This is a genomic window from Solilutibacter tolerans, from assembly GCF_900155935.1.
Classification (GTDB): domain Bacteria; phylum Pseudomonadota; class Gammaproteobacteria; order Xanthomonadales; family Xanthomonadaceae; genus Solilutibacter; species Solilutibacter tolerans.
Genome location: NZ_FTLW01000005.1, coordinates 85810 through 111360 on the forward strand (window position 1 = coordinate 85810; position 25551 = coordinate 111360).

Annotated in this window: 29 protein-coding genes; 15 read left to right on the plus strand and 14 right to left on the minus strand. The window is 59.5% G+C overall.

The genetic code is table 11. The annotated features are described in order from the left end of the window. Positions 1-47: 47 nt before the first annotated feature. From BW989_RS10690 to trmY, 6 genes are all read right to left on the minus strand, one after another. Positions 48-776, minus strand: coding sequence for a transposase (locus BW989_RS10690; RefSeq protein WP_341349905.1), 729 nt, complete (start codon positions 774-776; stop codon positions 48-50). 109 nt (positions 777-885) lie between these two features. Beyond that, complete coding sequence (locus BW989_RS10695; protein ID WP_129582907.1) at positions 886-1746, minus strand: type II toxin-antitoxin system RelE/ParE family toxin; 861 nt, start codon at positions 1744-1746, stop codon at positions 886-888. A 53-nt stretch (positions 1747-1799) separates the two neighbouring features. After that, positions 1800-2060 carry a hypothetical protein gene (locus tag BW989_RS10700; protein WP_076588139.1) on the minus strand — a complete coding sequence of 87 codons (261 nt, stop codon included), beginning with the start codon at positions 2058-2060 and terminating at the stop codon, positions 1800-1802. Continuing rightward, the gene (locus BW989_RS10705; protein ID WP_076588141.1) at positions 2060-3367 is read right to left on the minus strand and encodes a hypothetical protein; all 1308 of its coding nucleotides are present in this window, start codon (positions 3365-3367) and stop codon (positions 2060-2062) included. The genes BW989_RS10700 and BW989_RS10705 overlap by 1 nt, the downstream gene beginning before the upstream one ends. A gap of 21 nt (positions 3368-3388) precedes the next feature. After that, positions 3389-4540 carry an SPFH domain-containing protein gene (locus BW989_RS10710; protein ID WP_076588143.1) on the minus strand — a complete coding sequence of 384 codons (1152 nt, stop codon included), beginning with the start codon at positions 4538-4540 and terminating at the stop codon, positions 3389-3391. 96 nt (positions 4541-4636) lie between these two features. Then, a complete protein-coding gene (gene trmY / locus BW989_RS10715) occupies positions 4637-5302 on the minus strand; it encodes a tRNA (pseudouridine(54)-N(1))-methyltransferase TrmY (RefSeq protein ID WP_242651430.1) in 666 nt (221 codons plus the stop codon). Here trmY and BW989_RS10720 point away from each other — a divergent pair. Next, positions 5301-5666, plus strand: coding sequence for a DUF6164 family protein (locus BW989_RS10720; RefSeq protein WP_076588389.1), 366 nt, complete (start codon positions 5301-5303; stop codon positions 5664-5666). The genes trmY and BW989_RS10720 overlap by 2 nt on opposite strands. 15 nt (positions 5667-5681) lie before the next feature. On the opposite strand, the gene BW989_RS10725 is transcribed toward BW989_RS10720, so the two are convergent. Then, positions 5682-6161 carry a VOC family protein gene (locus tag BW989_RS10725; protein ID WP_076588148.1) on the minus strand — a complete coding sequence of 160 codons (480 nt, stop codon included), beginning with the start codon at positions 6159-6161 and terminating at the stop codon, positions 5682-5684. 177 nt (positions 6162-6338) lie between these two features. On the opposite strand from BW989_RS10725, the gene BW989_RS10730 reads away from it, so the two are divergent. The 8 genes from BW989_RS10730 (at position 6339) to BW989_RS10765 (ending at position 12977) form a co-directional block, all read left to right on the plus strand. After that, positions 6339-7382, plus strand: a complete 1044-nt coding sequence (locus BW989_RS10730) for a S66 peptidase family protein (protein ID WP_076588150.1) — start codon at positions 6339-6341, stop codon at positions 7380-7382. A gap of 112 nt (positions 7383-7494) precedes the next feature. Beyond that, positions 7495-8064, plus strand: a complete 570-nt coding sequence (locus tag BW989_RS10735) for a hypothetical protein (protein ID WP_076588152.1) — start codon at positions 7495-7497, stop codon at positions 8062-8064. Beyond that, a complete protein-coding gene (locus BW989_RS10740) occupies positions 8061-8633 on the plus strand; it encodes a DUF3228 family protein (RefSeq protein ID WP_129582909.1) in 573 nt (190 codons plus the stop codon). The genes BW989_RS10735 and BW989_RS10740 overlap by 4 nt, the downstream gene beginning before the upstream one ends. 75 nt (positions 8634-8708) lie before the next feature. Then, the gene (locus BW989_RS10745; protein ID WP_076588156.1) at positions 8709-10016 is read left to right on the plus strand and encodes an APC family permease; all 1308 of its coding nucleotides are present in this window, start codon (positions 8709-8711) and stop codon (positions 10014-10016) included. Positions 10017-10018: 2 nt separating this feature from the next. Continuing rightward, the gene (locus BW989_RS10750) at positions 10019-10438 is read left to right on the plus strand and encodes a DUF1801 domain-containing protein (protein ID WP_242651431.1); all 420 of its coding nucleotides are present in this window, start codon (positions 10019-10021) and stop codon (positions 10436-10438) included. A 44-nt stretch (positions 10439-10482) separates the two neighbouring features. Beyond that, positions 10483-10908, plus strand: a complete 426-nt coding sequence (locus BW989_RS10755) for a DUF1801 domain-containing protein (RefSeq protein WP_129582910.1) — start codon at positions 10483-10485, stop codon at positions 10906-10908. A 112-nt stretch (positions 10909-11020) separates the two neighbouring features. After that, complete coding sequence (locus BW989_RS10760; RefSeq protein WP_076588160.1) at positions 11021-12322, plus strand: GGDEF domain-containing protein; 1302 nt, start codon at positions 11021-11023, stop codon at positions 12320-12322. Next, positions 12309-12977, plus strand: coding sequence for a nitroreductase family protein (locus BW989_RS10765; RefSeq protein ID WP_076588162.1), 669 nt, complete (start codon positions 12309-12311; stop codon positions 12975-12977). The genes BW989_RS10760 and BW989_RS10765 overlap by 14 nt, the downstream gene beginning before the upstream one ends. A gap of 17 nt (positions 12978-12994) precedes the next feature. Here BW989_RS10765 and BW989_RS10770 read toward each other — a convergent pair whose 3' ends face one another. After that, positions 12995-13501, minus strand: coding sequence for a hypothetical protein (locus BW989_RS10770; protein ID WP_076588164.1), 507 nt, complete (start codon positions 13499-13501; stop codon positions 12995-12997). A gap of 139 nt (positions 13502-13640) precedes the next feature. On the opposite strand from BW989_RS10770, the gene BW989_RS10775 reads away from it, so the two are divergent. Next, positions 13641-14558, plus strand: coding sequence for a M14 family metallopeptidase (locus tag BW989_RS10775; protein ID WP_076588166.1), 918 nt, complete (start codon positions 13641-13643; stop codon positions 14556-14558). A gap of 68 nt (positions 14559-14626) precedes the next feature. Here the strand turns inward: BW989_RS10775 and BW989_RS10780 are convergent, their stop codons facing one another. Continuing rightward, positions 14627-15253 (minus strand): peroxiredoxin, encoded by a 627-nt coding sequence (locus BW989_RS10780; RefSeq protein WP_083688501.1) that lies wholly within the window; start codon positions 15251-15253, stop codon positions 14627-14629. Positions 15254-15576: 323 nt separating this feature from the next. Between BW989_RS10780 and BW989_RS10785 the strand changes: the two genes are divergently transcribed. Then, the gene (locus BW989_RS10785) at positions 15577-17622 is read left to right on the plus strand and encodes a M13 family metallopeptidase (RefSeq protein WP_083688503.1); all 2046 of its coding nucleotides are present in this window, start codon (positions 15577-15579) and stop codon (positions 17620-17622) included. Positions 17623-17685: 63 nt separating this feature from the next. Here the strand turns inward: BW989_RS10785 and BW989_RS10790 are convergent, their stop codons facing one another. Both BW989_RS10790 and BW989_RS10795 read right to left on the minus strand, forming a co-directional pair. After that, positions 17686-19086: a M28 family metallopeptidase gene (locus BW989_RS10790; protein WP_076588168.1), complete on the minus strand. Its 1401-nt coding sequence runs from the start codon at positions 19084-19086 to the stop codon at positions 17686-17688. Between the two features lie 101 nt (positions 19087-19187). Then, positions 19188-20273, minus strand: coding sequence for a DUF1615 family protein (locus BW989_RS10795; protein ID WP_076588396.1), 1086 nt, complete (start codon positions 20271-20273; stop codon positions 19188-19190). Between the two features lie 181 nt (positions 20274-20454). Between BW989_RS10795 and BW989_RS10800 the strand changes: the two genes are divergently transcribed. Beyond that, positions 20455-21168 (plus strand): pseudouridine synthase, encoded by a 714-nt coding sequence (locus BW989_RS10800; RefSeq protein ID WP_076588170.1) that lies wholly within the window; start codon positions 20455-20457, stop codon positions 21166-21168. A 7-nt stretch (positions 21169-21175) separates the two neighbouring features. Here the strand turns inward: BW989_RS10800 and BW989_RS10805 are convergent, their stop codons facing one another. From BW989_RS10805 to BW989_RS10815, 3 genes are read right to left on the minus strand one after another with little or no spacing between them, the layout of a single operon-like run. Continuing rightward, positions 21176-21556 (minus strand): response regulator, encoded by a 381-nt coding sequence (locus tag BW989_RS10805; protein WP_076588172.1) that lies wholly within the window; start codon positions 21554-21556, stop codon positions 21176-21178. 10 nt (positions 21557-21566) lie between these two features. Continuing rightward, positions 21567-22007 (minus strand): response regulator, encoded by a 441-nt coding sequence (locus BW989_RS10810; protein WP_076588174.1) that lies wholly within the window; start codon positions 22005-22007, stop codon positions 21567-21569. A gap of 19 nt (positions 22008-22026) precedes the next feature. Then, the gene (locus BW989_RS10815) at positions 22027-23817 is read right to left on the minus strand and encodes a sensor histidine kinase (protein WP_165688596.1); all 1791 of its coding nucleotides are present in this window, start codon (positions 23815-23817) and stop codon (positions 22027-22029) included. A gap of 457 nt (positions 23818-24274) precedes the next feature. On the opposite strand from BW989_RS10815, the gene BW989_RS10820 reads away from it, so the two are divergent. Genes BW989_RS10820 through BW989_RS12630 form a run of 3 tightly spaced genes read left to right on the plus strand, consistent with a single transcriptional unit; the run spans position 24275 to position 25550 of the window. Further along, on the plus strand, positions 24275-24625 hold the full coding sequence (locus tag BW989_RS10820; RefSeq protein WP_076588398.1) for a DMT family protein: 351 nt from the start codon (positions 24275-24277) through the stop codon (positions 24623-24625). 20 nt (positions 24626-24645) lie between these two features. Further along, a complete protein-coding gene (locus tag BW989_RS10825; protein WP_076588178.1) occupies positions 24646-25395 on the plus strand; it encodes a sulfurtransferase in 750 nt (249 codons plus the stop codon). After that, the gene (locus BW989_RS12630; RefSeq protein WP_165688597.1) at positions 25392-25550 is read left to right on the plus strand and encodes a hypothetical protein; all 159 of its coding nucleotides are present in this window, start codon (positions 25392-25394) and stop codon (positions 25548-25550) included. Before BW989_RS10825 ends, BW989_RS12630 begins: the two co-directional genes overlap by 4 nt. Position 25551 lies beyond the last annotated feature (1 nt).

A 25551-nucleotide genomic window follows, 5' to 3' on the forward strand; every position in this document is an offset into this window, starting at 1 on the left:
CGAAAAACGGGGTCAGGTTCAAAAAACGGCAAAAAACGGGGTCAGGTTCACTTCCCAATCTCGAGGCCGGGTTTGGCCGGCCGATGCGCTGGCCGAACGCCCGCAAATCGCTGTGTCTTGGCTTGGACCATGGCTTGGAAATCATCCCGACCATAGGCGCGTTGTTGCTGCAGGTAGGCGCGGATGGCGGCCAGGTCCTGTTGGCTTAAAGCTTCTGCAAGAAGTCCTCGGTAGGCCTGGCTGCGTTCCGCGCCGGTAGTGCCCAGCGCGCGTTGTGTGGGGTGCAAGGTTAGTAAATGATCGTCACGGATGCCGCACAAGTGGGCGCAACTTGACCACGCGAACGCACTGGGGTCATCGGTCATGCGGGCGCGGACGGGATTGAGATCGATATAGCGCACGCAGCGCAGTAAGTAGTCGGCACCTTCCACCAGACAGGACTTGTAGCGGCCTTCCCAAAGCGTGCCAGTTCGACCGTGGCGGGCGTTGAACTGGCCAACATATTGGCGACCAAGCACCTGCATCATCCGTCCAATCGCGCCTTTTTCGGGCGGCGTGGCCAACAGGTGGACGTGGTTGTCCATCAGTACATAGGCATGCAGTTGGCAGCTGGTGGCGAGCAACGCTTCGCCCAGCAGGTGCCGATAGCGGGCGCGGTCGGCATCATCCAAGAAACAGGGCAGGCGGTTGTTGCCGCGCTGCACGATGTGTTGCGGTATGCCGGGCAAATCGAGTCGGGGTAGGCGCGCCATCAGTACAAGGTCGCTGGCGGGCATGGCCGCGGGCATCGCCGGATGACGTTGAAGGCGTCGGGTTTTGGAGTGGGTCTTCGTAAGAAGTGAACCTGACCTCGTTTCTGATCATAATCAGACCGAAGCGGGGCTGTCAGCGATAGACGCCCGGGCCTTTCCAGATCAATTCGCCACGACGATATACACGCATCACATGAACGACTTTGCGTGCGTCGCCGATGTTGGGCAGCTCCGGATCATCCGCCTGCACCAAGCGGCAGCCACCCGAACCACGACGCACCACGATCTCCAGCGGGCAGACCATCAAGTCACGCCGACCAGGTAACGGGAAGTAGAGTTCTTGCATGCCTTGCGCCTGCCAATCGAGTAGCCACTCTTCGTTGCGCACGTCGTAATAAATCTGGTGGCCGTCCACGTCCATGCGCGGTTCACGCCCGGGTGCGGCGGGCCCACGGGCTTCGCTTCGTGATGGACCACGGTAAGGCCCGTTGTTGGTGAGCGCGGTCTCGCGCGTCATTAAACCGGGGGCTTGCCCGGTAGGCGCGGGCGTGTGGCGTGCATCGGGATTGCCTGCGGGCGTTTGTGCGCGCTGTTGCGTGCCGGCGCTGTCATTCGTCTCGGATGCTTTGGGTTGGGTTTTGTCGGGGCGAATGGTTGCTGCCTTTGTCACGGGAGTAGCTTGGATGGGCGGGATTTTTTTTCGCGGCTGGGGAGGTTTCGGTTTGTCTGCAGCCTGGGTGCCAGCTAGGGGCGCGACTGGGCGCTTTTCTCCCTTGCTGGGTTGGCCGATGAATTCCACTTTGATTCGCGCGCCGCCCATGCCGCCGCCCTCAGGTGGGGCCAGTTTCATTTTGGCCGCTTGCAGCACCAGTAGAAGGATCAAGACGTGCAGCACCACGCTGAGCAGCGCAGCGCCCCACGATTGCCAACGGTCCAGAAGAAAGCCCATGCGCTTGGCGGGTGGATGTGGCACCCCGGTCATGCCGTCGTGCATGCGCCTGGTCGGTAGGGCGTTATCCCAATCCACGCGGTTCCCGCTCTTGCGTGTCAGTGGTCATCATCTCGAATCCGCTGTACGCGTTGTCGGTATTGCCTCAGGTTGTCGCCGCGAATACGAGACTCTTGCGTGCCTTTCACTTCGCCGATTTTCTGGTCGGAGCCGGTCACCGGTTTGGCATCGACCACGGTTTCATGCTCGAACGCGTGGGATTTATCCGTATTGCGGTAATGCCGATACAGCACCCAATACAGGCCCGCGGCACCAGTGGGGCCAAGCAAAAGCAAGAGGAGTCCGCCGTCGTTATCCATCACATATTCGCCAATATCCAGAGGGCAATGCCTTCAAGGAAGGTGCCTACGGTGATCGCCGCGGTGAGCAGTTTCCACTTCTGGACCGGCACGCTGCCCATGGTTTCACCTGTGCGACCGTTCACCGCGAAGTAATGCAGCAGGCCGCCTTTGCTGCCCGGCTGCTGGTACGAGTAGAGCCACACTGGCAGATACATCGACACCCAGCGTGAGCCGTGTATGTCGAGGCGCTCCTCTTCCCAGCGCACGCCGCGGTCATAGCGACGCGTCGATGCTTCGATCTGTGCGCGGGCGACCGAGAGCAATTGATCCTCAAGGCGTGGATGAAGCTGCGCTACATCTTGGTCGCGCTTTTCGGAGGTGTAACCCGACAAATACGACGCGTTCCACTTCACCGCGTTCTTGGTGTCGAACGGCAGGATGGTGTTGATGATGTTGTTGGTGTTGACGCGGGTGTCCAGGTTGCCACGCGTAAGCGAAGACTCCAGTGGCAGATCGTCGATGGTGAAGTCCAGATGGCGCGTTACCGCGTAAACATCGGCATCGTAATAGGTTCTTTTGTTTTTATCGTTGCCGCGGGTGTACTGGGCGGTTTGAATCTCGCCTTTGCCGGCAATATCCACGCTGGCCTTGCCATCTACGATCATGTACGGCAGGTATACACCGACGACGTTTTCGGGGGTAAATTCTTCCTTGAACGCCTTCAACGCAAACAGGCGACGTTTGTCCACAAACTGGCGTATGCGCGCGATGGCATCGGCCTTCTTGATGTGGAAGGGCAACACGGCATCCGGCACGGCGCCATTGGCGATTTGCTCGTTGATGCCGAAGACGTGACGGCACCAATGGCAGCGTGCGGTCATCGCGTTGTCGGTGTTGATGGTGACTTCCGCGCCGCAGCCGGTGCACTTGAAAGTCATCAGGCTCTTGGCATCGGCGGCGATATCGCGCGCACCGGAGGCGATCACCGTGCCGCTGAGTTCATCCAGCCCTTCGCCAAAACCGAACTCTTCTTCCACCCGTTGCCCGTGCCACTCATTGCGGCAGTAGAGACAAATCAGCAGATCCGTGCCGGGTTTCTGGCGGATATCGGTGGCACCGCATTTAGGGCAACGGTTGAGGCCGTCCTTGAGCTCCTCGGCGGACGTATCGATGGCGACCGGGTCCGGCGCCAGCAATTCATCGCGAATCGGCTGGGGCAGGGTGGTCGGGTCAACACCCAGCTCACCCGGTGCGGGTGGCACGTCTTGTGGTGATCCCGGGCCGGTGACAGGTGGCACCGGCGGCGGGGTGTTTGTGTTGGACATGACCTGAGCGCGATAGGCGGATTAGAGTCCCAAGGTCTTGGCTTTGAGCGCGTCGTAATCCGCTTGCGTGATCAGGCCGAGATCCAGCATCTCCTTGGCCTTCTTCAGCTTGGCGACTGGGTCATCGGCGGCTGGTGCGGCAGGTGCAACGGGCTGCTGGATATTGCCAATGCCGCCCAACATGCCCGAGGCCATACCGACACCGACCAGCCCCGCCGCGCCGCCGTTTTCACCGGCCGATTGAATGCCTTGGGCGACGCTTGCCTGCAGATTGGAATTGCCGCGTGCCCCGGCCAGCGCATCGGCGCGCTGCACGGTCTTGAGCAACTCGCGCGTGTTTTCGTCGTATTCGATCGAGACGATGGCGGTCTTGACGATGGCCAGGCCACGGTCGGACTTCCACTGATACGCGTTTTCCACCGCAGCGGACAGGCTTTGCGCGAAGCCCACGGAATCCTGCTGCAGCTTGGTGATGCGATTGCCCTTGGCGGGATCGTTGGAATACAGGCTGAAAGCCGGCGCGAGCGATCCGAGGACCTCGTTGAACAATTGCGCGGCGGCGGCGTTGTCGATGTCGGTGAAGTCGAACACAACGCCGGGTTGCAGGTACGAGGCTGGCACGAAATTCTTCACAAACAGGATCGGGTCGATGATCTTGAGCGTGTACGAGCCGCGCGTCACCGCACCGACTTGGGTGTTGAGGAAAGCATCATCCCAATAGATTTCCGATTGGGTGCCGAAGCGGTTGTCCGGCAGTTCTTTCAGCGAGACAAAGAACGCGGCTTGTTGCGAGCCGGGTTGGCCGCCGAATTTGAAACGCTCCCAGCTTTGCTTGATCAGTGGGCTGACGATGCCATCACCGGCGAAGATCGATTGCGAATTGACATCGTCCGATCGCCATTCGTAGCCACCTGGCTCGGCGGCGAAACCGGTGATCTTGCCGTCCTGCATCAGGAGCAAGCCATAGCCTTCCGGCACGACGATCTTGGAGCCGTTGGTGATGATGTAGCTGGAGCCGTGGGTGTTCGAGCCGCGTCCCGCATTGGTGCCGCGCGGCAACGCGGCAAACAGCGCGGCGGTCGCGGGCAGGCCGTCCGGCACGGTGTAGAAGTCTTTCCACTGGTCGGCCAACGTGCCGCTGACAGATCCCACTACTGCTTGAACAAGACCCATGACTTCTCTCCGTGATTTGCGTGGCCGGGCACCTTGCCCACCGTGACGGAATGATCATACAAGTTGATGAAGACTCCGGTTTCCTGGAATCGCGCTCTAGATCCCGCCGTGCTGGTCCAGTTCATGGTGGATCAGCACCACGCATTGCGAGGCGAACAGCATTTTCGAGCCGAGCGAGATTTTCTTCGCGCCCAGGCGTTCAAGGCTATGGAAGGTCTTCTTGGGCATGGGGATGTGGTCGGTCAGAAGGAAGCAGGGATTGTCTTCGAATGCCTGCTCTCGAATCGGCGTGCCCTTGCGGTCCATGACGAAGAGCTGGTGGTCTTCGGCCAGCTCCTGGACCAGTCGTTCGAAGCTGACCGTGCGCACCGTGACGCCCGATTCCACTGGGCGTGTTGCATCCTTGCCCATGCCCTTGGAAGTGTCGAGTGCATTGGCGATCTTGCCTAGCAGCGCCGCCTCGTTGAAACCACCGATGTCGTGCATGGCATTGGGCTCGAAGCGAATGGTGCGCGAGAAATCCTGGGTGCTTTCCAGCACCAGATAGACGACCACATCAGCGCGGTGCGACTGCGCCACGAAAATGGCGTTCATCAGTGTGTGAGCCAGGATTTCGGTATGGGCTTCTTTGCCGACGCCGGCCAATAGCTTCTGGCTGTCGGTGGGCGCGGCGCGCGCTCGAAGTACGAAGGTTCGCATCGGTGTCCCGGTAGATGTCATCGCGCCCATTGTCCACCAGCCGGACGCTATCATCATGGGCATGTCGAAACTGCTGCTCAATCTGCGCCACGTGCCCGATGACGAGGCTGACGAGGTGCGCGCGATGCTGGACGAATACCACATCGCTCATTACGAAACGCCGCCCACGTTCATGGGCCTGTTTGCGGGCGGCCTTTACGTGAAAGAGGATGCCGCCTTCGACCGCGCCAAGGGGCTGATGGCGAAGTACCAGTCACAGCGACAAGCAAGGGCGCGCCTGGAACGTGAGGCTGCAGTGCGAAATGGCACAGCCGAAACCTTCCAGTCGCAATTTCGCGCTGAACCCGTCCGCGTCGTGCTGACGGTGATCGCCATCGTCCTCTTGATCGGTTTGATGGCAGTGCCGGCGCTGTTGCTTCGTGGCTGAAGGCAATCCGCGGCCTTAGCCGCGTACGGCGGCTTCGATCGCCGCGACATCAATCTTGCGCATGGTCATCATCGCCTCGAACGCGCGCCTGGCGACTTCCGTGTCCGGATTCTTCATCGCTTCCGACAAGACACGCGGGGTGATCTGCCACGACAGGCCCCAGCGATCCTTGCACCAGCCGCAGTCGCTTTCCTGACCGCCATTGCGGACGATGGCGTTCCAGTAGTGGTCGGTCTCAGCTTGATCATCCGTGGCTACCTGGAAAGAGAAGGCCTCGGACTGTTTGAACACCGGGCCCCCATTCAAGCCGATGCAGGGGATCCCCAGCACAGTGAAGTTCACGGTGAGTACGTCACCGGCTTTGCCGGAGGGATAGTCGCTGGGCGCACGGAATACGCCGTCGACATGACTGTCCGGGAAGGTTTCGGCGTAGAAGTTCGCAGCATCGAGCGCATCGCTGTCGTACCAGAGGCAGATCGTGTTCTTGGCGATCATGGGGTTCTCCCGGGAAATGGGTTGGGCGATGTCGCTTCACGAAGCGGCATCAATCGTTCTGCATACATGGGCGAGTGTTAAGGCTTCATGTGGAAGCGGTTACGTGGTGACGATGTGCACACGCTCCATCCGGCCCGGGTTGCTACCCTCGCGACATCCCACCCAGAAGGCGATGCCATGAACCGACGCCAATTCCTTGGAAGCACTGCGCTGGCTGCCAGCGTCATCCCGCTGTTTGGCACGGGCAACGCCGTGGCCGCGCCCCGCGCCAAGCGACTGTTGCCCGTGCCGCTTAATCGCGGTGACACCGTGGGGCTGGTCAGCCCGTCATCAGCGACCGATGACTCCCTGGGCCTGCAGCTGACCCAAGAGGCGATGGAAGCGTTGGGGTTCAAGGTGAAGACGGGCGCGCATTACGCCGGCCGTCGGGGGTATCTGGCGGGCACGGATGCCGAGCGCGCCAGCGACATCAATCGCATGTTCGCCGACAAGTCGGTGAATGCAGTGATCTGCGTGCGGGGCGGTTGGGGCGCGGCGCGCCTGCTGCCCTTGTTGGACTATGACCTGATACGCCGCAACCCCAAGGTGCTGATGGGCTATTCCGACATCACGGCCCTGCATAGCGCGATCCAGGCGAAGACGGGTCTGGTGACGTTTCATGGGCCCATCGGCGCCGGCAGCTGGAACAAATTTGTCGTCGATCAGTTCGAGCGCGTGTTCTTCAACCGTGAGTTGATGCACTACCAGAACAAGCAAGATGCCGGTGACGAACTGGTGCCCCGTCGCAACCGCACCGCGACGATCACAGGCGGCAAAGCGCGGGGCGAGTTGGTGGGTGGAAACTTGTCGGTACTGGCGGCTTTGGCGGGATCCAGCTACTTGCCGGATTTCAGCGGAAAAATTTTGTTTTTGGAGGATGTCTCGGAAGCTCCGTATCGCATCGACCGCATGATGAGCACGCTGAAATTGATGGGTGCGTTGGACAAGATCAGCGGTTTCATCTTTGGCGAATGCACGGATTGTGATCCGGGCGGCGGTTATGGCTCACTGACCATCGAACAAATTCTCGATGACTACATCCAACCCTTGAAGATCCCCGCCTATCGAGGTGCCATGATCGGCCACTTGCGCGAACAGTTCATCCTGCCCGTGGGCGGAGACGTGGAGATGGATGCGGATGCTGGGACATTCCGGATGTTGGAAGGCGTGTTTCAGGGTTGATGAGATTGCCTAGCCTGACGATGGATGATGTAAACCTGAAAGATCAACGTGGCTGATATCAATGATGAAACCAATTGAGCCTAATGAACTGTCATTTCGGAGGGGCCCGCGAGTGAGTCGCGGCGAGGGGGGTATCAAGCCGGAGACATGGGCGGTCATCGCCACGATCGTCGCGGTTTTCTTGGTGGTAGTTTTCTGGGTAAGAACGACGCAAGACGAGGCGATGGCAGATCTCGCTTCACCTCAGCCGGTACCGGCATCCGTCGCGATTCCAGTTGAAGACGAGACGCCCGTGGTCTACGTGGAAAATGAGTTCAATGCGCCTGACACCTCCCATCAGCGTTGGATCTACCAATGCAAAACCGCCTCCGGTGCAAAGATGTTCCGATCCGAAGGCTGTGCGGGCGACGAGGAGCTGATCGGGCAGACCCCTGTGTTGGTGGCTGACGCCCAACCGCAGCACGCGCCCACAGCCTCAGCTTCAACTTCAACTCAAAGTGCTGCAATACACAATGGAGCGCAGGTTGCTGTGATACCAAACGGCAATCCGCAACCTGCGGCTAGAAGCCAGTGCGAGATGGCCAAGGCTAATCGAGAGGCGACCCGCGACCGCTTGGGTATGTCCATCACGTACGACGCCATCTCGGGCCTGGACGACATGGTCCGAGAGGCATGCAAATGAGCTCAAGGCCGACATCCATCCTCCTCACCGACTTCGCCCGCCCACGTCTGTTCCCGCGAGAGCCGCGTGGCAACACCATCCAGGACATCAGTGCTGCAGAGTTCGAGCGCTATCTCAATGAACATGCGCCGATGAAGGTGCTCGATGGCTATGCGCCGTTCTGCAAGCTGCACGTGCACCGCAACTGGACATCGACCAAGTGCCTCTCGGTACCGATCACCGACCAGAACCGCCGTCTTCTGCGCAGCGATTACGAGGCACGCAATACAAATGAGTTGCCGGTGCTGGTGCGCTGGTTCGAAGGCCTGAAACCGCCGGTGGCCAACTACCTTATCCCCATCCTGTACAGCCGCGAGCAATTGGCGAAGGAAGGCTCGCCCATCGATGCCGATTGGGGGGTGGTGGGCTGTATCTACACGATGGAACCCAAGGAAACCCCTATGGCCCCCATCACGCTGCTGCGCAATGCATTGGGTGTGGAGGAGGGCGGCTCAGGCGTACCGATCGACCGAGACGCCTATCGCCAAAGTGTTGCCTTCTGGCGCACGCATGCCAATTGGCGCGGCTGAATGCGCTGACATCGATGCGACGTGATTAGGTAGTCTTCATCCCCAGTGCATTGATGCCGGCTTTTTGGGGAATCCGTGAGCACACGCGATCTGCAGGAAAAACTGCCGCGCAGCCTGGGTATATGGGCGATCTGGTTGCTGGTCGTGAACGGGATGGTGGGCGCGGGCATCTTCGGTTTGCCAAGTGGTGCGGCCAAGCTGGCCGGTGATTTCAGCCCGATCGTGTTTGTGCTGTGCGCGTTGCTGATCTTGCCGGTGCTGCTGTGTTTTGCGGAGTTGGCCAGTTATTTCCGTAGTACAGGCGGGCCAGCGCGTTACGCAACCGAGGCTTTCGGGCCGTTCATGGGTTTTCAGGCCGGCTGGATCTTCTACGTGGCGCGGGCCATCGCGTTTTCTGCCAATAGCGTGTTGATCGTGGATAGCATCGGCTACTTCTGGCCTGTGGCGGCACAGGGCAGTATGCGCATCGTATTGCTGGCGCTTATCTGTGGCGGGCTGACGCTGATCAACGTGATTGGCGCGATGCGTGCGGTGCGCTCGCTGGCGGCATTGACGGTGCTCAAATTTTCAGTGTTGCTGGGCTTGGTGGTTGCGGGTTTGGCTTTGGCGGGTGGCGATGTGATCCAGCAGGTCAGCATCCAGCCCCCGACTGGCACTGACATCGGTGCGGTGATCGTATTGCTGATTTACGCCTATGTTGGCTTCGAGCAAGCGGTGGTGCCTGCGGGGGAGGCGCGAAATCCTGCGCGTGACATGCCGCGTGGACTGCTGCTGGGCTTGGCTGGTGTCGTCATGCTCTACGTGCTGATCCAGATGGTGAGCATGGCCGTTGTGCCGGAGATCGCGACATCGACCACGCCTTTGCTGGATGTGGCCGCCACCTTGTTGGGGCCACTTGGCGCGGCATTGCTGATGCTGGGTGTCTTGGCTTCGGTCGGCGGCAATTTGGTCAGTACCACGTTCACTACGCCACGCTTGTCGTATTCGTTGTCGCTTGATGGCAGCCTGCCACCGTGGTTTGGGCGCGTGCATTTGCGTTACATGACACCAGCGAACTCCATCATCTTCTACGGCCTGTTGTCGTTCGTGATGGCGGTCTTCGGTTCGTTCTTGTGGCTGGCAGCATCGAGCGTGATGACGCGGCTTTTCCTTTACATCATTACGTGTTCAGCGGTTCCCAAGCTTAGGCCCCAGCATGCGACGGCGGATGCGTTTGTACTGCCACTGGGGCCGGCCATACCCGTGCTTGGAATCGTGGCCTGTGGATGGCTGATGCTGCAAAGCAACTGGAAATCAGCGGTTTTGACGATCGCATTTCTCGTGCTGGGTACGTTGTTGTACAGCTTCGAGCGCTGGCGTCGAAAGCGGTTGCTGCAGACATGACCATGAGCAGCAAAGACAAACCGGTGAGGTTGCTCTCAGGCGGCAATCCGCAAATCCCGAAAGGTGAGGGCGATGTGGCGGTGCGGGCGTATCTCAACGCGATGCCGGGGTGGAAACATGCGGTGGGCAAAGAGTTGGATGCGTTGATAGAGCGCGCAGTGCCAGAAGTGCACAAAGCGGTGAAGTGGAACTCGCCGTTCTATGGCATTAAAGGTGAGGGTTGGTTCCTTAGCTATCACTGCTTTACGCGTTACATCAAGGTCACGTTCTTTCGCGGCACCGATTTGCGCCCGGTGCCTCCTGAGTCATCGAAGGTGAAAGGCGTGCGCTATTTCCACATCTTTGAAAATGAGGTGTTGGACGAGGCAGCGTTCAGTGATTGGGTGAGGCAGGCCAGCTGTCTTCCGGGCGATAAGCTATAGCAGCCGGACGCAAAACTAACATTGGGGCAGTACCCTTTCTGACCATGAAGACAAAATCCATCGATGGCAAAACAGAGCAAAGGGGTGCGGACACGGCCAGTGCGCTGATTGATGCCCACATTGCTCAGGTCGGCGGCTGGCGTGGCGAGATGCTTGCAGGTGTGCGCGAATTGATCCGGCAGGCATTGCCGGATGTCGTGGAAGAGGTGAAGTGGAGAAAGCCGTCCAATCCGGCAGGCGTCCCTGTCTGGGCACGCGATGGCATCATCTGCACAGGTGAAACCTACAAGGACAAGATCAAGCTGACATTTCCCAAGGGCGCCCAGTTGGCCGATCCGCAGGGGCTGTTCAATGCCAGCATGGAAGGTAATGCGCGCCGCGCCATCGATCTTTATCAGGATGAAAAATTGGATGCGACGGCATTCAAGGATTTGATACGCACCGCTGCCGCATCAAACAAGCCGCGTTGAACCTCTGTCAGCTCAATTCGTTGGATCGACAATATTCTCAAGTATGTCCGTCTTTTAACGGATTGCACGTACGTTGTTTCCTTGGCCCAAATAGTAGAGCGGGAAGGAATTGATGAGCCTGGACACCCATACTCTAGCAACGGTCGCCTACACGATCGGTTTGGTGCTCACCCTCAACTTGACCTTGCTTTGCCTGTTGATGCGCCGGCCCAAGACCTTGGTTTTGTGGGCATTGGCTTTCTGGGCGGTGACGCTGGGTTCCAATATCGAAAACCCTGAACGATTTGGCATTGCGGCAGAGTGGGTGTTCTTGCCAGCCAATGGACTCATATCGTTGGCTAACGTCTTGTTGCTGATGGGCATCGCCACGCATTTGGATTATCCGCTGCGCTGGCGATGGCCTTTGGGATTTATGGGCGGCTATTTACTGCTGCTGGTGGCGTGTCTGTGCGTGCCTTCACTATGGGCGGGGCGCGAAGTGCTGCTGGCATATCACAGCATTGCCTGGGATGTGTGGATCGTTTGGGTGCTGACAATGCGAGCGCCGCGTGGGTTGCGGGCTTCCTCCGCACTGACTGCCAGCGTATTTGTCGCGGACATGCTGTTCTATGCCGTACGCGCGTATGCCTTGTCGGGCGACTGGCTGGGCGACTTGCCTGATCTGGCCAGTGCCTTGGTGTCGACCAATTATTTGTTCGGTACGTTGGCGGCGATGTTGTTGACGATCGGCTTGATGACCATGCAAGCCCAGAAAATGATGGGCGAGCTTCGTCATGCGGCAGATCACGATGCGCTAAGTGGCTTGCCGAATCGCGCGATGTTCACGCGTCTGGCCAAGCGCGCGATCGCACGGTGCGAAGAAGAAGGCTTGCCTTATGTGGTGATGCTGTGTGACCTGGACAACTTCAAAGCTGTGAATGATCAGTGGGGGCACAGCGCGGGCGATATGGCGCTCAAGCATTTTTCCTGGATCATTCGGGTTGCCGGACTGCCGCGAACAGCACTTTTCTCGCGTTATGGCGGCGAGGAGTTCGCAGTCCTGCTTCCGGGTTGCGACAAGGGGCAAGCAACGGTGTTGGCGGAGCGGCTGAGGCATATCGTCGAGCAGACGCCCGTGGATAGCGAAGACGGCCTCATTCCCATGACCGTCAGTATTGGCGCTGTACTTGCGCGCGGCTTGGCATATGACCAAGCCATGGAGGCGGCCGATGTCGCGTTGTACGCGGCCAAGGATGCCGGCCGTAACCGCGTGGTTTGGTCCAATGAAGTGCAACAGGGTGGCGCCCTCGATCATGTTCGGCCAGTGCTGCAGCCCCAGCGTTTGGGGCGTGAATCGCTGATGAGATATCGCCATTTGGCTGGAAGGGCCTGTGGCAAGCAGGGTGTCGTAAGCTGCGCTGATGAAACCCCATGACACGATGCCGCTGCCTGCGCGCACTGAGTTGAATGATGCGGAACCCATCGAGCGTGCCCGTGCCTTTGCTGACGAAATGCACCAGCGCCGCACGGTGCGTGAATTCGCATCCACGCCGGTGCCGAAGGAAGTCATCGAGGCGTGCATTCGTGCGGCCGGAAGTGCGCCGAGTGGTGCGAACCAGCAGCCCTGGCATTTCGTCGCCGTGCAAGACCCGACGATCAAGCGAAGAATCCGAGAGGCTGCCGAAGCCGAAGAGCGCGAGTTCTACCAACATCGCGCCCCCGATGAATGGTTACAGGCCTTGGCGCCCCTGGGCACCGACGAAGACAAGCCTTTCCTCGATATCGCCCCGTGGCTCATCGCCGTGTTCTATGAGCGCACCGGCCTCGGTCCCGATGGAGAGCGGCTCAAGCGCTATTACCCGCATGAGTCCACCGGCATCGCCTGCGGACTTTTGATTGCTGCATTACATCGCGCAGGTCTGTCCACGCTGACCCATACCCCCAGCCCGATGGCGTTCTTGAACGACATATTGGGCCGCCCACGCAACGAGATGCCCTATCTGCTGCTAGTGGCAGGCCATCCGGCGGCCGATTGCCGCGTGCCTGCCATTACCCGCAAGACGCTGGATGAGTACGCGCATTTTTCATAATGCCGCCTCATTGGGCGCTATTCGCCGAAGTGCTTGATTTCTTCCCCATCCACGGGGTTCTTGACCCATTTGCCGATGTAATAAGCCTCGGCTCGCAACGACATCCGCACTTCATGGCAGGCCGTGGCGAAACCGCCACCTTGGAACTGCGCGCGGTCGGTGAACGACGCGACCTTCTTGCCATCCTGGTACAGCGTGCCTTTCAGTTTGTAGTACTGCCGACGGCCGATGAATCCGTTGCCGTCCATTGCGAAATCCACCAGCTCAACTTTCAATGAGCGGCCTTTGGCGGTCGGGACGTTGCCATTGGCGAAAGTACCCCCTTGTTTGCTCAGCGCACGCTGCAAGACTTCGGCGAAATCCTGCTGCAAGGGGCAATCGGCCAACATCTCGGCGCTGATGCCGGAGTCTTTTGCGACCTCGAGCTTGGGCGCGATATAGAGCGGATCGGTGGCCATCACCGAGGCGGGCAGTGTGATGAGTGCAGTTGCAATCAGCGCGGAGCGAAACGGGGGAAGCGTCATCGGTCAAATCCTTTGGCCATGGGGTGGTTCACGCAAGCCCATCGTAGCCATGGCATGACAAGGCGAGATGAATACATCAGCGAACCCAGTGGTTTTGTGCTGGATGATAAAGTTCGGGCATCTCGACAGGTAGCTGAAAATGACCGAACCCACTGAATCCATAGGTAAAGCTGGCCAAGCATGGGGCGATGCCGAAAAGGCTGAATGGCGTAGCCGCCAACACCAGCAACGCAGTTATGCCGACGATGTCGTCGCCAAGATCGACGCCCTGCGTGACCGTTTCGACATCGAACAATATGGGGAGCTGGACTATCCGCCTGAAGGTCGGTTTCCGCTGTACGCGATCCGCACCCGCGATTGGGATGACGCATTACCCACGGCATTGGTGACCGGTGGCGTGCACGGTTACGAGACCAGTGGCGTGCAGGGTGCCTTGCAGTTTGTAGACCAGCATGCTGCCGATTACAAAGGCCGCATCAATCTATTGGTCGCGCCCTGCGTCAGTCCGTGGGGTTACGAACGTATCCAGCGCTGGAATGCGTTGGCACTGGACCCGAATCGAAACTTCATCCCCGCTAGCCCAGCGCCCGAGTCGGCCGCCTTGATGGCTTTGGTTGCGCCACTCAATGACAAGATGTTGATGCACATCGACCTGCACGAAACCACGGATAGCGACGAGACCGAGTTCCGCCCGGCGCTCGCGGCACGCGATGGCAAGCCTTTCGTGCCCGGCACCATCCCCGATGGTTTTTATCTGGTCGATGACAGCGGCAGGCCGCAGCCTGACTTCCAGCGCGCGATGATCGATGCAGTCGCCAAGGTCACCCATATCGCACCGGCCGACCCTGACGGCACCATCATCGGATCACCCGTCGTGGCACCCGGCGTCATTGAATACGACTGCAAGGGTTTGGGTTTGTGTGCTGGCGTAACCGATGCGCGCTTCGTCACCACGACCGAGGTCTATCCCGACAGCCCACGGGCCACGCCGCAGCAGTGCAACGATGCACAAGTGGCGGCGGTCAGGGCGGGGCTGGAGTACGCGTTGGCGCACTGACCGGCGTCATGCCAGGGGAAGCGCTGCTGGTAGAACGTCGGCAGCGCTGTGGCTTGATTTTTGGGGCGTCAGGGCGCCTTCAACCCCGCCAACATCGCATCCACATGGCCATCCGGTGACAGATCGGAATGCACGGCGGCGATGCGGCCGTCGGTGTTGATCACGAATGACGTGCGGTTGGACCATTCGGGTTTCTTGTCCAGGACCACGCCGTATTCTGCGGCGATCTTGGCACCCGGATCTGCCGCCACCGGGAACTTGCCGGCGCAGCTTTCGTTGTCGGCGGAGAATTTCTCAAGCTGGTCTGCATTGCCCGCGGTCACGCCGATCACGCTGGCACCGGCAGCCGCGAACTTGTCGATGGCTTGCGAAAACTGGTGCGCCTCGATGTTGCAGCCGGGCGTGTAGGCAGCGGGAAAGAAATACAACACCACCGGCCCCTTGGCGCGCGCATCGGCCAGCTTGTAATCGAACTCCTTGCCGGCCAGCCACGCCTGGGCGTTGAAATCAGGGGCCATGGTGCCAACTGCGAGTGCGGTGCTGGGAGATGTCACATCGGCAGGCACCGGAGCGGGCGTAGCAGGCGTGGCAGATGCCGGTTCGGCTGCAGTGCTCGCGGGCGCCTGCGCGGTGAAATTGCATGCAGCAAGGGCGAAACAAGTGATGCCGAGGGGGAGTAGTGCGATGCGGCGCATGGGGGTTCTCCATTGTCGATGGTCAGCAGCTTACGCTGTCAGGATTCAAGTGATGCGAAGGCATCATTGGATGCGGCATCCATACGCGACGGTATCTATGCCTTCCGGCCCATGCTCTCGGGCTCCGCAGCGCGTAGGGTCTAAGGGTTAGTGGTCAAAAATCCGCGCCTGCTACCGATCGTTGCCATCCATGCGCGGCCGCCCTCACAGATGCAACCAATGAAAGACGGAGAAACGATTTGAACAAGACATTGCTCAGTACTGCCACCGCGGCGTTCCTTGTTTTAGGCATTCATGCCCCGGCGCAAGCGGATGATCGTTGCATGGACGATGCTTGCCAACAGCGCTTGTTGTTTGATGCCATCACCGATGCGCAAGAAGGCAGCGGTACGGGCGATGTCATTCCTGCGCCGCGCTTCGGCAAGTGGGGCGTGGACACCGATGGCATGGATCGCACCGCCAAGCCGGGTGATGACTTCTTCCAGTACGCCAATGGCACCTGGGCCAAGAACACGCCGATTCCATCGGATCGTTCCAGCTACGGCGTGTTCAACGGCCTGCGCGACTTGTCTGAAGCACGCGTGCGGAAATTGGTCGAAGCCTACACGCCGGGCAATCCCGCCACCGATGGAGACGCTGCGAAGATCGCGGCGATCTACCGCGGTTTCATGGACGAAACGGCCATCGAGAAACTGGGCATCACACCGATCAAACCGGAGCTGGACGCCGTCCGCAACATCAAGGACAAGCAGGCCATGGCTGCCTTCATGGGCAGCACGAATGGCCGCTTCGGCGGTGGTTTCTTTGGCATGAACGTGGGCGATGACCAGCGCGATCCGGATCGTTACACGCTCTACATCGGCCAATCCGGCTTGGGCCTGGGCGATCGTCAGATGTATCTGGAAGAGAAGTTCGCCCCGCAGCGCGAGCGCTACCAGCAGTACGTCGCACAGATGCTGCAGTTGGCTGGCTGGGACAAGCCGGTGGAGCACGCGGCCGCTATCGTGGCGATGGAGAAGCGCATCGCCGAAGCGCACTGGACGCGCGCCGAAAGCCGTGACCGCGACAAGACCTACAACCCGATCGAGATATCGAAGTTGGCCGCGTTCGCGCCGGGTTTCGATTGGAGCGAGTACTTCAATGCCGGCGGCGTGGGGCAGTCGCCGCGCGTGGTGATGCGACAGAACACCGCTGTGCCCAAGATCGCCGCCATCTTCAATGACACCTCGCTCGACACCTTGAAGGCTTGGCAGGCTTTCCAGATCGTTGATGAGGCAGCGCCGCTGTTGTCGAAATCATTCGTAGACGCGCGCTTCGATTTCCGCGACAAGTTCATGTCCGGCCAGCCCGAGCAGCGTGAACGCTGGAAGCGTGGCGTCGCCATCGCAGAAGGTTCGATGGGCGAAGCGATTGGTCGCGATTACGTCGGTCTGTATTTCCCGGCCGAAGCCAAGGTGAAGATGGACGAGCTGGTCGCCAACGTGAAGGCGGCGATGGGTGCGCGGCTGGAAAAGCTCGACTGGATGAGCCCGGAAACCAAGCGTGAAGCCTTCGCCAAGCTGCAGAACTTCGGACTGAAAATCGGTTACCCGGACAAGTGGCGCGATTACTCGGACCTGGACATCCGCAATGGCGACGTGGTTGGCAACGCGCTGCGTTCGCGTGCATTCGAGTGGGACTACCGACGCAAACGTTTGGGTGGCCAGGTAGACAAGCTGGAGTGGGGCATGACTCCGCAGACGGTCAACGCCTATTACAACTCGGTCAAGAACGAGATCGTGTTCCCGGCAGCCATCTTGCAGCCGCCGTTCTTCGACCCCAATGCGGATGATGCGGTCAACTACGGCGCCATCGGTGGCGTGATCGGCCACGAAATCATCCATGGTTTCGACGACCAGGGCCGCAAGTCGGATGGTGCAGGCATGCTGCGTGATTGGTGGACCAAGGAAGATGCTGCCAAGTTCGAAGTGCAAGCAGCAAAGCTAGGCGCGCAGTACGAAAGCTATGTCTTCCCCCAATTGCCGGGCATGCACATCAATGGCCGCGTGGCGATGGGCGAGAACATCGGCGACTTGGGTGGCCTGACCATTTCGCTGGAGGCTTACCGGCGCTCGCTGGACGGCAAGCCGGCACCGGTGATCGATGGTTTTAGTGCAGATCAGCGCTTGTTCATGGCGTGGGCGCAGGTCTGGCGCACCTTGTGGCGTGACGACGCATTGCGCCAGCAGCTGGTCAACGGGCCGCATTCGCCCGGTCAGATCCGTGCGTTCGCGCCGCTACGCAATATCGATGCGTGGTATGACGCATTCGACGTGAAGCCCGGCGACAAGCTCTACATCAAACCGGAAGATCGTGTCCGTATCTGGTGATAGATATTGCTTGATGTCAGGAAACGGGCCGCGCATAGCGGCCCGTTTCCATTTCCACGCAGCTCAATAGCCGCCGAAATTGCCCGCAGCGCCCGGGAATACCACTGGGCTTTCGCTGCCATCCGTGCCCACTGACGCGACACCGAAGAACCAGTTGTCGATCACCATGTTCTTGAGTACATGGGATGTGACATCACCCACGTATACGCTGTTGCTCCACTGCGCCTCGTCGGTGGCGCGCCAGTAGATGCGATAACCCGCAAGGCCTTCGGCCTGCGTGCCAGCGGGGCGCTGCCAAGTCAGCATGGTGTCGGCACTCACCGCACCTTCGATCTTCACGCCAGCAGGCGGGGGCGGCGCAGCTGCGATCGCCGCCATCGAGACCGCATCGAGTGCAGTGAGTTTGGCGGCGTAGGCGAAATCGACACCGTCGATGGTGTCGCCATACACCCGCCGGCTGCCGTCGATTTGCGTTTCGGTGCGCAGGTCCTGATGCTGGCGGTCGTAGTGCTCGTGCGCCTCCATCACGCGCACGCCGGGGTAGCCCGCGTCGTTGAAGGGCCGGTGGTGACCGCCGCGACCGAAACGGTCCAGGCGATACACCAGCATTACCTCAAGATCAGGAACATGGCGTGCCTGCTTTTTGATGTAGCGCGCCAGATTGCGGCTGGCGGAGTCGACTTCGCCGCCGGTGAAACGGCGTTGTCTGGCCTCTTCGGGTGTTTCATTGGCACGCGTGCCTTCGGAGAACACACGCGCCGTGCGCTTGTCGGTGATGCCGTCGATGCCGGTGCTGTTGCCGATCATGTCGTTGTTGAGCACGCCAACAATTCGCCATTGATTGGCCTTGGCATGTTCTGCAAGGATGCGTCCGCCATACAGGCCTTGCTCCTCGCCAGCCAACGCTGCATAGACGATGGAACCCGCAAATTTTTGCTTGCTGAGTACGCGCGCGGCTTCAAGCGCACCTGCCACGCCACTGGCGTTGTCGTTGGCGCCGGGCGAATCGCTGGTGGAATCCATGACGTCGGTGACGCGCGAGTCGATGTCGCCGCTCATGATCACGTAGCGGTTCGGGTCGACCGTGCCACGCTGGATGGCGATGACGTTGGTGACTTCGGTATCGCGTGGAATGCGGGGCTCGCCAGCCTTTATCGTGCCGCGAACGTATTGCACGTCGAGACATCCACCACACGCATTGGAAATGCGGCTGAACTCATCGAATATCCAGCGCGTTGCCGCGCCAATTCCACGCGTATTCGATGTGGTGTCGGACAAGGTGTGTCGCGTGCCGAACGACACCAGTTTGCGGATGTCGACTTCGATGTTTTGCGCGGAGGGGGCGCGGCCGATGGCGTCCAGCCGCGCGGAGACTGTATCGGTCGGAACGATCGGTGCTTGGGCGAGGCCCATTACCGGCGTCAAGATCAATGCGGTGGCCAAGGCCAGACGGTCAGGTCGCATGCACAGTCCAGATATTCAGGGATAAGCATGAATCATGGCATACGGCCTTAAGTTGCCAGCAGAAGGCATCATTCCTGCAAGACACCAGATAACAGAGAGTTTCAGCGCCGCGCGCGCACCTCGCAAGCGCGATAGCGTTTTTCCACCCGTGTCGCGAACCACTCCGTCGTCAGCTTGCGGGTGATCTTGGGGCTTTCCAGCGCGATCTGCGGCATTGCCGCGCGTGGCAGGTTGCGACCAGCGCGGCGCTCGGCCACTGCATACAGTTCGCGGTAGAGTCGGCTGTACTGAAACTCATCCCTAGTGCTGCGTTCCAGATCGGCGCGGATTTGCTCGGGTGTCAGGCCAAGATCAGCGGCAATCGTTTGCAGTGCGCGCTCGGTCGCTCCAGCTTGATCGCGACCATGTAATACAAGGTCGCCATCACGAACCAGCTTGATCCCGGTGGCAAGGCTGACCGCCGATTGAAATGCCGCATTTCGACTGGCGTAGTGGCCTGCGTTGAAGTCAGCGAACCGATACAAATGCCGCGGATAGCCATTCGGATATTTGAGCAAGTGGGCGATGCCGAAGTACAAGCCTCCCCGCCGTGTGAACACTTCATGTCGGATCGAGCCACCATCCGTGTACGGGTAGGGGCGTTGACTCACTTGTTGCTCGGCATAGTCGATGCTGACTTGCATCGGACCGCCGGTGCGCACCGGATTGGCGCGAGCGAGCAGGCCACGTCCCAATCGAGGCACCCGCGCGATGATTTGTTCGTAAAGATCGCTCAACTCGCGTTCGGTTTTTACGCGCGCCAGTTTGTCGCCGTACTTTTCGCCATCGGGGGCCTTGATCAGCAACGCACCTGAGACGGCGAACTTCGGTACGCCCATCTGGCCGGCCCGTCGCTCGATTTCGGTACGAGCGATGCGCCCAAGTCCCGGCACGGGTGGGTCTGCCTTGTAACCAGATTCCTGCTCGATCACCGCCAAGGCAGCGCACAGGTTGGCGGTCGTTGGCGGCAGCTGCAGGGCTTGGAAGACAGATTGTATATCCGTGGCCCAACCGGCCCGATCCTGTAAGGTCACCGGCATCAGGCTGCGCAATTGGGCGCGGATTTCCTCGGGCGTGGCCTTGCGTGGATGCTGCTCGGTCGGGCCGCAGGCTGCAGCGAGCAATGCGATGGTGCCCACCAGCAGCAGGGTTCGGGCTGGCCGCGGCCAGATAATGGATCTTTTCAAAGGGATGCCGGCATGTGTCTGGCCATGCGCGGCAGGATAACGGGACAGGTGATTGGCCGTGTGTCCCGCCCATGAACGCCAACCAAGCCCGGGACAGGTGCCGGACGTGGGACAATGCACGGCCTTTTTGTTGTCATTCGCCATGCGCCTTAACAAATACATCGCCGAGAGTGGGTTCTGCTCACGCCGCGAGGCTGATCGTCTGATCGCGTCGGGCAAGGTCAGTGTGAATGGCGAACGTGCGCGCATCGGCACCGAACTGGCCGAGGGCGACTCCGTGACGGTCGATGGCGAGAAACTGGTGCAGCGTAGTGCTGTGACTGGCAAACGCCGCCATGTCTACATCGCGCTCAACAAACCGGTAGGCGTCACCTGCACTACCGAAGGTGCGGTGCGCGGCAACATCGTCGACTTTGTTGGCCATGAAGAGCGCATCTTCCCCATTGGACGCCTGGACAAGGATTCGGAAGGTCTGATCCTGCTGACCAGCAACGGCGACATCGTCAATGAAGTGCTGCGCGCCGAAAACAAGCTGGAAAAGGAATACCTGGTGGCGGTGAACAACCGCATCGACGATGAGTTTTTGCGTGGGATGAGCCGCGGCGTGCCGGTGCATGGGCAAAAGACACTGCCCTGCAAGACCGGAAAGCTAGGGCCGTATGGGTTTCGCATCGTGCTGGTGCAGGGGCTGAATCGGCAGATTCGTTTGATGGCGGCGTATTTCGGCTATCGGGTCAAACAGCTTGTTCGAGTGCGTATCGGCAACGTGAAGCTGGGGCATCTCAAGCCTGGCCAGTGGCGCAACCTGACCGATGCCGAACTGCGGGGCTTGTTGCCGCGCCGAACCGACTGGTGATTCACGCTTAAGTGGTGCTGTTTCCCAGCGCCGCCTTGAGGGCAGATGGCAGCTGGGTCAGGCGGTCCTTCGATACCCACCCATGAGCTTGCTCGATGGCATCGGCCAGCAACGGATCATCGACCTGCATCCCGCCCGTGCAGAACAGAAACGGCACGAACGGCATCCGCTCGCGTACCCAGGCGAAGGCTTCAGCCCCGCTATAGCCGGGCAGGCGCGAATCACAGAGCACCAGCGACCAATCGTCGCGTTCAAGCGCCTCATCCAGTTCATTGCGCAACTCCACGCGATGAAGTTGGTGGCTGAACCCAGCATCTTCCAGTTCGAGCGCGATCAACTCCGCGTCATCGGCATTGTCTTCGATTAGCAGGATACGCAGCTCGGTCATGCAACAGCCTTTAGTCGTGTTGGGGGCGCTGGTTGAACACGGCCCAGAAGCGGCCGAGCGTTTTCACGGCTTCAAAGAACTGGTTGATGTCGACAGGCTTTACAACATAGGCGTTGACGCCCAGGTTCCAGCTATGGGCGAGGTCGCTTTCCTCGCGTGACGAAGAAAGGATGACCACAGGGATTTGCTTGAGTTCATCGTTGTCGCGGATGCGTTGCAGCACTTCCAAACCATCCATGCGCGGCATTTTTATGTCGAGCAACAGTACAGAAGGGTCACCGGCTTCACGGTCTGCGTACTTGCCTTCGCGAAGCAAATATTCCATGGCCTCGACGCCGTCTTCCACATGAACGACGGGGTTGGCGAGGTTGGCTTCGCGCAGCGCATCGATGGCCATTTCGGCATCGGCCAGGCTGTCTTCAGCAAGCAGGATCGGTTTGATGTCCTTCATCAGGGCCTCGGAATAATGGTCAGGTGTCGGTAGAAAGCGATTTCACTGGATTATCCAGCATCGCAGGCAGAGTGAAGCGGAACGTGGTGCCTTGGTCTACCGCGGATTCAGCAGCGATCATGCCGCCATGTCGGGTCAGCACGCGCTGAACACTGGCAAGACCGATGCCGGTGCCGGGGAAATCACTGGCTTTGTGCATGCGCTGGAACACGCCGAACAGCTTGCCGGCATATTGCATGTCGAAACCTACGCCATTGTCCTTCACGGTGAATTCGTGTCGTCCATCGTCGAGGCGCTGATAACCGACATCAATATGCGTGCGTTCTCGCGGCGTGCTGTATTTCACCGCGTTGCCGAGCAGGTTCAGCCAGACCTGGCGCATCATGTTTTCATCGGCAACGACCATCGGCATGACATCGATATGCCATTCGATCTTGCGATCGGGTGTATCGATCGATACGTTGGAATCGAGCAAGGCGCGTGTCTCCGCCACGAGCGATTGCATGTCGACGGGCTGCAAGCGTAATGCACTGCGGCCTAGTCGTGAATAGACCAGCAAATCATCGATCAACGTGGCCATGCGGCGCGCGGAGTTGTCGATGGTGGCGATGTAGTGGCGCGATTTATCATCGGCGTCATCGCCAAGTTGACGCCCGAGTTTTTCGGCGAAACCGGAGATGTGGCGAAGCGGGGCACGCAAGTCGTGCGAAACCGAATAGCTGAAGGCCTCCAGTTCGCGGTTCACGTCGGAGACCTGTTCGATCTTGCCTTCCAGCTGTCGATTCAACTCGGAGATTTCCTCTTCCGATGCCTTCTGGTTGCTGATGTCGCTAAGTATCACGAGAGCGACTTCATCTTCGCGGTCCGGCAAGTTCATCCGGCGCGCATTGAGCAACATCGTGCGCTGGATACCGTCTGCCGTCGTTTGCTCGATTTCGAAATCCCATAGTTCACGGCCGCGGCTCACTACATCGCGTAATCGCTGCAGGGTTTCTCGATTGGTCCATGCGCCCGAACCAATCTCGCGCAGATGTTTGCCATCGATATCGTCGTCATCTGTGCCGTAAAGCTCTTCGAAAGCGGCGTTGTGCATCACCACGTGCTTGTCGCGGTCGAGCAGGGCGATGGGTTCGCGAATGGATTGCATCACCGCCAAGGCGCGTGCATTGGCGCGGGTGGCTGTTTCTTCGGCTATTTGCCGTTCACGTTGATAGCGCAAGGTGGTCCAAAGCAAAAGGCACAACAGTGCTAGCTGTGCGGTTGTAGTCAGCAGGTTGATCCAGTGTCCTTGCTTGCGCAGGCGAACGGCTTCGGCGCTGCGCTCGGCAAACAAGCGTGTTTCCTCGTTCAATACGTCGTTGGCCGCGCCGCGCATGGGAAAGTCGTTGACCACTGAAGCCAAGAGCCTTCTGCGTTCTGCCTGATTCGATTCGTCAATGATGCGCAGGCTGAAGCTGCGACGTTGCTCGATCTTTGCCTTCAATTCACCGACACGAACCTGTTGTTGCGGGTTGTCGGAGGTGAGTTCGATCAGCTGCGACATCAACTTGGGAATGGCGCCTGAGGTTTCAGCAACACGACGACGCACGTTGGGAACGTCGATGCCTTCGGTGATCGTGGCGGCGGCGGCCTCCAGATCACGGACTTCGTACAGCAGCTTGCTGGTAACCGACTCGACTTGCGCCGTGTGCGCGACCATTTGGTCAGCCTGGTGGATTACCCGGTTGACTCGTTCCAACATGAAGTAGGGAACGATCACGATGCAGGCCACTACGCCATAGAGCAGCCACTGATAACGCCAAAGATTCATCTTGCCCCTGTTCATGATGCGCGAAGGCGATGTGTCGCCGAAGAGGACTTTACAACGTGCCGTCGCTGCGCGAGTGTTTGAATGGCATCAACATCGAGATATGCCGATGACAGCCCAATTTGTTCACGAACATGAATGACGCCCAGGATCGAACCGAGCGTCGAAAAGAGCAGCTTCCGCACAATGCGACGGATTGGCAGGTAAAACCCCGTCGTCCATCCAGCTGGCTGAGCGAGTCGGAGCTACGCTGTCGAGCACGGCAACGGAAGATGATTTACTGCGCCATCGCTGTGATTTGCATGCTGGTGTTCGTGGTGTTGATTTATCTCCTGCTCGAGCGCACTCGCTGGAGCGCGGGGAGTTCAGGTCAGACGAGTCTTGTCGGGGTGACATCTCAAGGCGCACATCGGGCCGGGTAGCGCGCTAGCATTCGGCACCGCCTTAGATGCTTGCCGCCATGCCCAATATCTCGACCTTGCAGTTCCTTGCGCTGCTCACCATTTCCAATGTCTTCATGAACCTGGCCTGGTACGGGCATCTCAAGTTCAAGGGCAGCCCGTTGTGGCTGGCGATCGTCGCCAGTTGGGGACTGGCCTTTCTCGAATATTGCTTTATGGTGCCGGCCAACCGCATCGGCAGCGGCGTAATGAGCGTGACCCAGATGAAGATCGTGCAGGAGTGCATCACTCTGGTGGTGTTCACCGTGGTGGCCTGGTTGATGTTTGGTGAACAAATCAAATGGAACACCGTGGCTGCTTATGCCTGTCTGGTCGGGGCAGTCGGGTTCGCGTTCTGGGGCAAGGCTTGATCGACAGGTAAAATGGCGGAATGAAGCTCAATATCGCCGCCTATTGCTTTGCCGATGTCGCTGACGTAACTGTGTTGGCCGATGCGGTGCGTGTACGCGCCGAGGCGCTGGGCTTGCTCGGCAGTGTGCTGGTGGCCAGCGAGGGCATCAACTTGTTCCTGGCGGGTGAAGATATCGATGTGCGCAGCTTTTTGGAATGGTTGCGCGTGGATGCACGTTTCGCCGACATACAGGCCAAGGAAAGCTGGAGTGCGCATGTGCCTTTCGCCAAATTGAAGGTGAAGGCGAAGCGCGAGATCGTGCCGTTTGCTGGCCGTCCCGCTGGCCTGGGCGAGGCGCGCGCACCTAGTGTGGATGCGGCGACTTTGCGTCGCTGGATTGCGGCCGGCCATGACGATGCCGGCAAACCGCTGGTGCTGCTGGACACGCGCAACCGTGAAGAAATCGGTTACGGCACCTTCCACGATGCACGTACATTGCCGATCGATAATTTCAATGATTTACCTGCAGCGGTCGAGGCGATCCGCGATGAATTGCGCGATGCGACCGTGGTGAGTTTCTGCACGGGCGGGATTCGCTGCGAGAAAGCAGCGCCGTGGATGCGCGATGTCGGCCTCGACAACGTGCTGCAGCTGGAAGGCGGCATTCTGCGCTATTTCGAGGAAGTCGGCGGCGAAGGTTATGACGGTGCGTGCTTCGTTTTCGACGAACGCATCGCGCTGGACCCGGCACTCAAGCCGCTACGTGACGAGGCAGTGGAACGCGCATGAATGATTGGTGGTGGTTGATCGTGATGGTCCTGATCGGCTGGGCAGCGATCAAGGTGGTGGGTTTTGTGTTCAAGCTCACCCTGTGGGTCGTGCTGGCAGGCGTCGCGTACTACTTTTTCTCGCAAGTCTTTGGTTGGCCTTGGCCGTTCGGCTAAA

Coding starts and splice junctions, on each gene's coding strand:
- BW989_RS10695 (WP_129582907.1), bottom strand. CDS start 1,746: ATGCACGACGGCATGACCGGGGTGCCACATCCACCCGCCAAGCGCATG.
- BW989_RS10705 (WP_076588141.1), bottom strand. CDS start 3,367: ATGTCCAACACAAACACCCCGCCGCCGGTGCCACCTGTCACCGGCCCG.
- BW989_RS10760 (WP_076588160.1), top strand. CDS start 11,021: ATGAGCCTGGACACCCATACTCTAGCAACGGTCGCCTACACGATCGGT.
- BW989_RS10725 (WP_076588148.1), bottom strand. CDS start 6,161: ATGATCGCCAAGAACACGATCTGCCTCTGGTACGACAGCGATGCGCTC.
- BW989_RS10785 (WP_083688503.1), top strand. CDS start 15,577: ATGGACGATGCTTGCCAACAGCGCTTGTTGTTTGATGCCATCACCGAT.
- BW989_RS10810 (WP_076588174.1), bottom strand. CDS start 22,007: ATGAAGGACATCAAACCGATCCTGCTTGCTGAAGACAGCCTGGCCGAT.
- BW989_RS10770 (WP_076588164.1), bottom strand. CDS start 13,501: ATGACGCTTCCCCCGTTTCGCTCCGCGCTGATTGCAACTGCACTCATC.
- BW989_RS10805 (WP_076588172.1), bottom strand. CDS start 21,556: ATGACCGAGCTGCGTATCCTGCTAATCGAAGACAATGCCGATGACGCG.
- BW989_RS10825 (WP_076588178.1), top strand. CDS start 24,646: ATGAAGCTCAATATCGCCGCCTATTGCTTTGCCGATGTCGCTGACGTA.
- BW989_RS10720 (WP_076588389.1), top strand. CDS start 5,301: ATGTCGAAACTGCTGCTCAATCTGCGCCACGTGCCCGATGACGAGGCT.
- BW989_RS10740 (WP_129582909.1), top strand. CDS start 8,061: ATGAGCTCAAGGCCGACATCCATCCTCCTCACCGACTTCGCCCGCCCA.
- BW989_RS10730 (WP_076588150.1), top strand. CDS start 6,339: ATGAACCGACGCCAATTCCTTGGAAGCACTGCGCTGGCTGCCAGCGTC.
- BW989_RS10775 (WP_076588166.1), top strand. CDS start 13,641: ATGACCGAACCCACTGAATCCATAGGTAAAGCTGGCCAAGCATGGGGC.
- BW989_RS10820 (WP_076588398.1), top strand. CDS start 24,275: ATGCCCAATATCTCGACCTTGCAGTTCCTTGCGCTGCTCACCATTTCC.
- trmY (WP_242651430.1), bottom strand. CDS start 5,302: ATGCCCATGATGATAGCGTCCGGCTGGTGGACAATGGGCGCGATGACA.
- BW989_RS10800 (WP_076588170.1), top strand. CDS start 20,455: ATGCGCCTTAACAAATACATCGCCGAGAGTGGGTTCTGCTCACGCCGC.
- BW989_RS10750 (WP_242651431.1), top strand. CDS start 10,019: ATGAGCAGCAAAGACAAACCGGTGAGGTTGCTCTCAGGCGGCAATCCG.
- BW989_RS10710 (WP_076588143.1), bottom strand. CDS start 4,540: ATGGGTCTTGTTCAAGCAGTAGTGGGATCTGTCAGCGGCACGTTGGCC.
- BW989_RS10815 (WP_165688596.1), bottom strand. CDS start 23,817: ATGAATCTTTGGCGTTATCAGTGGCTGCTCTATGGCGTAGTGGCCTGC.
- BW989_RS10780 (WP_083688501.1), bottom strand. CDS start 15,253: ATGCGCCGCATCGCACTACTCCCCCTCGGCATCACTTGTTTCGCCCTT.
- BW989_RS10700 (WP_076588139.1), bottom strand. CDS start 2,060: ATGGATAACGACGGCGGACTCCTCTTGCTTTTGCTTGGCCCCACTGGT.
- BW989_RS10790 (WP_076588168.1), bottom strand. CDS start 19,086: ATGCGACCTGACCGTCTGGCCTTGGCCACCGCATTGATCTTGACGCCG.
- BW989_RS10755 (WP_129582910.1), top strand. CDS start 10,483: ATGAAGACAAAATCCATCGATGGCAAAACAGAGCAAAGGGGTGCGGAC.
- BW989_RS12630 (WP_165688597.1), top strand. CDS start 25,392: ATGAATGATTGGTGGTGGTTGATCGTGATGGTCCTGATCGGCTGGGCA.
- BW989_RS10690 (WP_341349905.1), bottom strand. CDS start 776: ATGCCCGCCAGCGACCTTGTACTGATGGCGCGCCTACCCCGACTCGAT.
- BW989_RS10765 (WP_076588162.1), top strand. CDS start 12,309: ATGAAACCCCATGACACGATGCCGCTGCCTGCGCGCACTGAGTTGAAT.